This window comes from Microvirga sp. Mcv34, assembly GCF_024519725.1.
Classification (GTDB): Bacteria; Pseudomonadota; Alphaproteobacteria; order Rhizobiales; family Beijerinckiaceae; genus Microvirga.
Genome location: NZ_JALJRK010000172.1, coordinates 1 through 4333 on the forward strand (window position 1 = coordinate 1; position 4333 = coordinate 4333).

Consider the following 4333-nt stretch of genomic DNA (forward strand, 5'->3'; position numbering starts at 1 on the left):
CCTAATGGAGTTTCGGCGCCTTGTTCACGATTCGGTCTCTCACCACGGGGGCATTATTGACAAATACCTCGGCGATGGGGTGCTCGCCGTCTTCCTTCACGACACTCCTGAACAGCAGGCCGGTTCTGCGTTGGCCGCCGCCCTTGACACCCTGCGCCAGGTTGAAGGATGGCAAGAGCATGTCCATGCCCCGTCCGGTGTCCGTGTCATCGCCGCGTTGCACAGAGGCCTCGTCTTCGCGGGCGTCTTCGATGATGACCGACGCGCCGAATTTACCGTTCTTGGACCAGCGATGAACGCCCTTTCCCGCATGGAACGGCGGGCCAAGGAGGCTGGCGTCGATCTATTGGTCTCGAAGGGGTTCCTGCGCCTGCTGCAGCCATCCACGCAGGCCGGCCTCGAAGCGCATCCGATCAGACGACGCCCCGGCGATGAGGAGTTGCCGGATGTCCTGTCAGTGCATCCGGTCGGAGCCGCGGCCGTATCTCAGCCCCACCTTGCGGCGGTCCACGCCTGCCGGGTCTCAGGAGACACACCTATGTGCAGAGATGGTGGGCAGTAGCGGAATGTGGGAGCAGCTACAGCCTGGTAGGTAATGCCGCTCTGCCCCGACGCCGAGCGGTGTTGCTGGCGCCGCACGCACAATGGGCTGCCGAACTCATGCGCAGGTGGCCACCACGTCTTAGTAGCGGCTTGCTGGGACTGAGGGAGTGCCTGTCCCGCCGGGAACACCTGTTGTTCCGCTTGTGTCCGCCGCGCCAGGGTCGCTGCTTCCGGCCGTAGCGCCGCCACCCTGACCGACAAATCCACTCGCACCAGAGCCGCGCCTTGGCAGAATTGGAGCGCCGCCGCCATTGGACGTCGTGCTGCCTGTCGTTGCAGGGTTCCCGGCCCCGCCGGATCCGCCGATACCGCCCGTTGTCCCCGCACCGGCACTGCCAAGGCCACCTGCTCCTGCACCAGTTCCTTGCGCCAGTGCAATAGTCGCGCTCCCGATCAGGAGGGATGTCGCCAGAATTGATCGCTTAAGGTTGTTCATGATTGCTCTCCGTTGTTGCCGCTTTCCCGCTCATCTTCTGAGAGGCCTCTCTCAAGATCGAGCAACACTGCCGGGCGAACGCACAGACCAACCCAACGTTCCGATGAGGCATCCGGCTTAGCGGTGGCATCTTCAGCATTGAACGTCTTGAGCCCTTTCGGCATTGGCGGGCATGCAGGAGATTTTGGTCATGAATCGCCGTGAGTTCATTGGTGCTGCCGCCTCAGGTGCGGTCCTGGTCGGGGCATCATCAATTAGTGGCCGCGTGCAGGCGGCTGCAGTTCCCGAAGCCGCAACGATGAGCGAGAGCACAACGCAGCCACCACTCGTACCGACGACAGGGCCTGACTACAACGCTGTCGTGACGCTCAACGGCTGGACCTTGCCCTGGCGCATGACGGCTGATGGCTGGAAGGAGTTCCACCTTGTCGCCGAGCCGGTTGAGCGCGAGATCGCTCCCGGGATGAAGGCGTTCCTGTGGGGCTACAACGGCCAGTCCCCAGGACCCACAATCGAGGCGGTTGAGGGCGACAAGGTGCGCATCTTCGTCACCAACAAGCTGCCGGAGCATACCACGGTGCACTGGCATGGCATGATCCTGCCCTCCGGCATGGACGGGGTTGGAGGTTTAAGCCAGCCGCACATCCAACCAGGGGAGACATTCGCCTATGAGTACGTGCTGACGAAGTCCGGCACCTTCATGTACCACCCGCATGCGGACGAGACCTTCCAGATGGCCATGGGAATGATGGGATCGTTCGTTGTTCATCCCAGAGACCCAGCTTTCATGCGGGTCGACCGCGACTTCATTTTCCTGGTAGCCTCCTATGACATTGACCCGGGGGCTTATGTCCCCAAGGTCGCCACCATGACGGACTTCAACATCTGGGCCTGGAACTCCAGAGCCTTCCCCGGCATCGATCCCCTGGTGGTTGCCAAGGGGGACCGGGTCCGCGTCCGGATGGGCAACCTGTCCATGACCAACCACCCAATCCACATGCATGGCTATGACTTCGAGGTGACGGGGACCGACGGCGGCTGGGTCAGGGAGAGTGCACGCTGGCCGGAGGTAACCATTGATCTGCCTGTTGGGGCCATGCGGGCCTTCGAGTTCAAGGCCGACAACCCGGGTGACTGGGCAATCCACTGTCACAAAGCCCATCATACCATGAATGCCATGGGTCACTCAGTGCGCACCTATATCGGTGTTGACCAGAGCGACATCGCCAAGAAGGTAGGGCAGTTGATCCCCGGCTACATGCCAATGGGATCGAGCGGCATGGCGGAAATGGGAGCGATGGAGATGCCAATCCCCGACAACACGCTGCCGATGATGACAGGGTTCGGCCCCTTTGGTCCGGTCGAAATGGGCGGGATGTTCTCGGTTTTGAAGGTGCGCGAAGGACTGGCGCACGGCGACTACAAGGATCCGGGCTGGTATCAGAACCCGCCCGGTTCGGTGGCCTACAAGGTCCAGGACGGAGCAGCACCGGCATCTCAGACTGCAACGGCGGCCCCTCAGACCAATCCGGCAGCGCGGGGCCGCAAGGCCGCTGCAATGGAGGTGCGGGCACGGCGGCGCACGTTGGGGATGCAAGCCATGCCTGCTGATATGCACGGAAGTGGAGCGACACCGGCTTCCACACCCACCACTAGCTCAATGCCCGGAACGCCGATGCAGCACGACATGAGCACCATGAGACGCCAGCGATAGACTGCCCACCTTGCTTCTTTTGGCGAGTGCGGGTTCCCTGAGCGCGGCTTGTTACGCGACAACGCAACCACTCCTCTCTGCGCAGTGGTCCCAAGGCATCCAAAGGGTCAGATCCCCCGGGGGAAGATCCTGCCCGTAGGGCTCCGGTTGCGCCACGAACTGAGGCAAATGGAGCCAGAACAGCCGGTAGTGCTCACGGAGGCGGCCGATTTCCTGGGCCGTGAGCAACCACTCTGCTTGCCTCACGGGAGCCTACAACCGACCTGAGCCGGGAGTTCGACCCCGTCTCAGGTCGGAAGGGTGTGCGGCCCTATCTGAGAAGTCTGTTTATCGGCCCCTCTCTTCATCCTGTGCGGGCTCATCGACATGGCAGATGGTCTTGGTGCATGTGACCGTCACGACCCGGTGCGACGAGCCAAAGCAGTTCGCCTCATAGGCGATGATATCGCCGCGCTGGAAGAGCTGCTTGATCGTTGGTGACCCGCAATCGGCTCGTTGCAGCGCTGCCTGCAGTTCGGCATCGCTGGCCTGCACCGGGCCGACCCACCCAAAAGCCAGAAGCACAGCAGCGCAGAGCAGCCCACCCGAGAAGGTGATGTGGTGGCGGGGGCAGGAGGAGGACAGGACGAGCATGAAAGCCTGAACAAGTCTGAGTTGCCGCAAGACCATACACTCCTCCCTAGCTCTTGAGCAATGATGGAGGTTGGCAGACAGGACTGATCATGCGGGGCCGTGTGACCGTACAATGCGGCGCAGGTCTCCTTGAACCGCGCCGGGATTCCCGGAGGCTCCAACACCTGACAGGATGGAGCCATGACGAAGCGAACAGCCACATATTCACCAGAGGTCCGCGAGCGGGCGGTCCGGATGGTTTTCGATCCCCGGGACGAGTTACCTCGCAGTATGACGCGATCCGGTCGATTGCGGCCAAGATCGGCTGCTCAGGCGAGACGCTGGGCCACTGGGTGCGGCAGGCCGAGCGCGACCAGGGCCTCCGCCCCGGGCCAACGAGCACGGAGCAGGAGAGAATCAAGGCGCTCGAGCGTGAGGTGCGCGAACTGCGCCAAGCCAGCGCGTATTTTGCCCAGGCGGAGCTCGACCGCCGCTTCAAGCCATGAAGGCGTTCATCGACGAGCATCGTGAGGTCTACGGGGTCGAGCCGATCTGCCGCGTGCTGCCGATCGCCCCGTCGACCTACTACGAGCACGCCGCCCGCAAGGCCGACCCTGACCGCCGGCCGGCCCGCGAGCGCCGGGACGCCGACCTATGCCGGGAGATCCGCCGGGTCTTCGCGGCGAACTTCGGCGTTTATGGCGTCCGCAAGGTCTGGCGCCAGATGTAGCGCGAAGGGATCGCGGTGGCCCGCTGCACGGTCGCCCGGCTGATGCGGCAGATGCGCCTCCAGGGGGTGGTGCGCGGCAAGAGCATCAGGACAACCGTCAGTGACGCCGCAGCCCCATGTCCGCGTGACCGGGTCAACCGGCAGTTCACGGCACCGCGGCCGAACGCCTTGTGGGTGAGCGACTTCACCTATGGTGCGCCTCGTCCCGGATGGTCCGGGGTGCATATGTCTGGAATGC

Annotated in this window: 3 protein-coding genes, 1 pseudogene and 1 other annotated feature; of the genes and pseudogenes, 3 read left to right on the forward strand and 1 reads right to left on the reverse strand. The window is 63.2% G+C overall.

Features of this window, described 5'->3' with window-relative positions:
* Both OC446_RS29500 and OC446_RS29505 read left to right on the forward strand, forming a co-directional pair.
* On the forward strand, positions 1–562 hold a 562-nt coding region (locus tag OC446_RS29500; protein WP_262032463.1), incomplete at its 5' end, for an adenylate/guanylate cyclase domain-containing protein.
* Positions 563–1211: 649 nt separating this feature from the next.
* Positions 1212–2753 (forward strand): multicopper oxidase family protein, encoded by a 1542-nt coding sequence (locus OC446_RS29505; RefSeq protein WP_262032464.1) that lies wholly within the window; start codon positions 1212–1214, stop codon positions 2751–2753.
* Between the two features lie 327 nt (positions 2754–3080).
* Here OC446_RS29505 and OC446_RS29510 read toward each other — a convergent pair whose 3' ends face one another.
* Complete coding sequence (locus OC446_RS29510) at positions 3081–3416, reverse strand: hypothetical protein (RefSeq protein ID WP_262032465.1); 336 nt, start codon at positions 3414–3416, stop codon at positions 3081–3083.
* Positions 3417–3566: 150 nt separating this feature from the next.
* Between OC446_RS29510 and OC446_RS29515 the strand changes: the two are divergent.
* Positions 3567–4333: pseudogene (locus tag OC446_RS29515) on the forward strand (IS3 family transposase); the annotation flags it as partial.
* Positions 3826–3942 (forward strand) — a sequence feature (AL1L pseudoknot). Its footprint overlaps the pseudogene before it by 117 nt.

Coding starts and splice junctions, on each gene's coding strand:
- OC446_RS29505 (WP_262032464.1), top strand. CDS start 1,212: ATGCAGGAGATTTTGGTCATGAATCGCCGTGAGTTCATTGGTGCTGCC.